2 protein-coding genes and 1 pseudogene are annotated in these 2319 nt (G+C 44.0%); all 3 read right to left on the bottom strand.

All coding sequences use genetic code 11. The features are described from left to right. A pseudogene (locus tag PLH26_RS21555) lies at nt 1-209 on the bottom strand (MFS transporter); the annotation flags it as partial. Between the two features lie 120 nt (nt 210-329). After that, a complete protein-coding gene (locus tag PLH26_RS21550) occupies nt 330-1343 on the bottom strand; it encodes an AraC family transcriptional regulator (RefSeq protein ID WP_324588078.1) in 1014 nt (337 codons plus the stop codon). Between the two features lie 71 nt (nt 1344-1414). Beyond that, a partial coding sequence (locus PLH26_RS21545; protein ID WP_324588077.1) for an amylo-alpha-1,6-glucosidase occupies nt 1415-2319 on the bottom strand: 905 nt, incomplete at its 5' end.

Raw genomic sequence — 2319 nt, 5'->3', positions numbered from 1 at the left:
ACATCACATAGAAGCCCGCCGACAAGCATAGCGGCCGTAAATCCCCAAAATGCCGCGGAAGCTATTTCGCCAATCGCTTTTGGAGTGAGCCCGAACGCTTCGCCTAATGGGCCCATAAGATTTGCCCTGATAGCAAAAGTGAGCGCTGTAACAACGAGGGCAAGGCTACATGCATTGAAAAGCCGCCTTTTGTTGATAGCTGTTTCCATATATCGTATAGTATTAACCCCGTTATTCGGATAACACAATACTATTTCAAAAAAAAACTATAACTGTTCAATTAATTTCAATGAAGAAATTTGCACAAAACGGGGATCGGTGAGAAGCAATTAGTTTTTTAAATGAAGAAAACGGTAGGCGGTGGGAGAACACCCGTATTGCTTCCTGAACACAGTTGAAAAATACTGGCTGCTTGTAAAACCACACTCATAACAAATTTCATTAATCCCCTTGGCATGCTGGCTGACCAGGAGATCTGCTGCCGTTTCCAGCCGTACATGCGTGAGATAATTCATAGGTGTCATATTAGTTAACTCCCTGAAATAATGTACAAAACGGGTAACCTTCAAGCCACAATACTCGGCCATGCGCTCCAGTGTCCAGGGTTCAAAATAGCTGTTGCTCAGGTCTTTGATAAAGAGCTGTACTGTTCTGCTGCTGTTCACTAAACTCTCGTCCCATTGAAAAGGACCATTCCTGAAAAATTCCAGAAAATGCATCAGCAGCTCATTAATATAAATGGCAATCCAGGATTCTTTCTCTCCCGATCTGTCGCAGGTAATCACGTTGCCAATTTTTTGAAAGCACTTCCTGATCTCCTGATTGGTTTTCCAGATGGGTTGTTCGTTCTGACGCAACATCCCGGTAAGTTCATTAAGGTCTTTTTCTGTAAGGGTTATCCAGGGCGGCCACTTCCATTCCTGGTGAGGACAGCGTACTCCTACATCCAGTATAACCCAATACAACTTACCTATTCCTATATAAGGATCACCCAGCTTATGCGGTTGCCAGGGACGCGTAATGGTAACCTCGTTGGGATGAATAATATACTGATCGTTCTCGAGAGAGAATGGCATGGTGCCTGTTTCAAGAAAGGTGATCTCTATCCCCTCATTTCTATGCCAGTTCAGCCCCCAATCCTGTTGAAAGGTAGCATCCCAATAACCAACACTGCTTACACAAGGTAATACCCCGTTTTCCATTTTGTAAGTTGCCGGGTAATTCGAACGCGCCCACGCTTCAAGCGTTACTTTTCCCTTTTTCCAGGCTGCCACAAGTGGCTTGCAGGTGTCGGAATAGTATGTTTTATTCAGTTCCTGGTAAGATGGCCTGATACTTATCATCTCAATAAATTATATGGCATGCAATAGCTATAAAGATAAATTAATTTATCTTTAAGCAAATTGAAAGCAGCTCATTCATTATCAGCGGCCCAGGTGCGCAGCATCACTATGGCTTTTGCCAGCACACCGGCGCTGCCCCTGAAATCACCGCTTCCCCGGGGTTTTCCGTCAACACTGTACCACTCATAAAATTTCTTATTGCGTAATACCCGGTCAATCATCGGCTGTATTTCATTATATGCTTCCTGTACAAAACCGTTGGTAACCAGTTGCTGTATCATACGCCCGCCAAACCAGGTCCAGTCACCGCCATTTTGATAGATGTATGGCTTAGAAACGTCAGAGCCCTTGTAAATGCCTTCCGGATAAGGAGGATAAAGGGTAAGACCAATTGACGGAGCGCCTGACTGGGTTACATTTTCCAGCATTTGATTATTTACTTCCTTGATTTCTTTTTTTGATAAAAGCCCAGCCTCTATTGCAATGGCAGTGCCGCCGTGAAACCAGATACGATTTTCATCAAATGAAGCCGGAAAAGGTGAGTCTTTAATGTATAAATGAGGTATAAACTTGTGCTGCTTATTATCCCAAAGGTATTTGCGTATATTAATTGCCGTTAGTTGTTTTAACCGATGCCACTGCTCCTTTTCAACAGCATTATTTGAAAATGCAACCAGCTCATTCAATGCTAATACAAACATGGCATTATCGTACACATCTATTGCCCAGTGGGTGTTACTATCTACATCAACCGTTGCGCCGCCTTCAATCTGCACATCTCCCCAGTCGTGCGTGGTAGCACCGGTCAGCAACCGGTATTTTTCAGAATAGCGATGCTTTAGCAGGTAGTCAACAGACGCTTTCATTCTTTCCAAAACGGTTTTCCCGCCAATCATTTCCTGCAAAACCGGCCAGTCGCCTGTTATGCTGATGTATTTTCCGAATGCCTGTATGAGGGAGGTTTCCTGGTCGGTTT

The organism is Agriterribacter sp., assembly GCF_035444585.1.
Classification (GTDB): Bacteria; Bacteroidota; Bacteroidia; order Chitinophagales; family Chitinophagaceae; genus Agriterribacter.
The sequence above is the reverse complement of the archived record's forward strand: the minus strand, read 5'-3'. Positions and strand labels throughout refer to the sequence as shown.

Bases quoted from the DNA above. Each gene is read 5' to 3' on its own strand.
- PLH26_RS21550 (WP_324588078.1), bottom strand. From the start codon at position 1,343: ATGATAAGTATCAGGCCATCTTACCAGGAACTGAATAAAACATACTAT.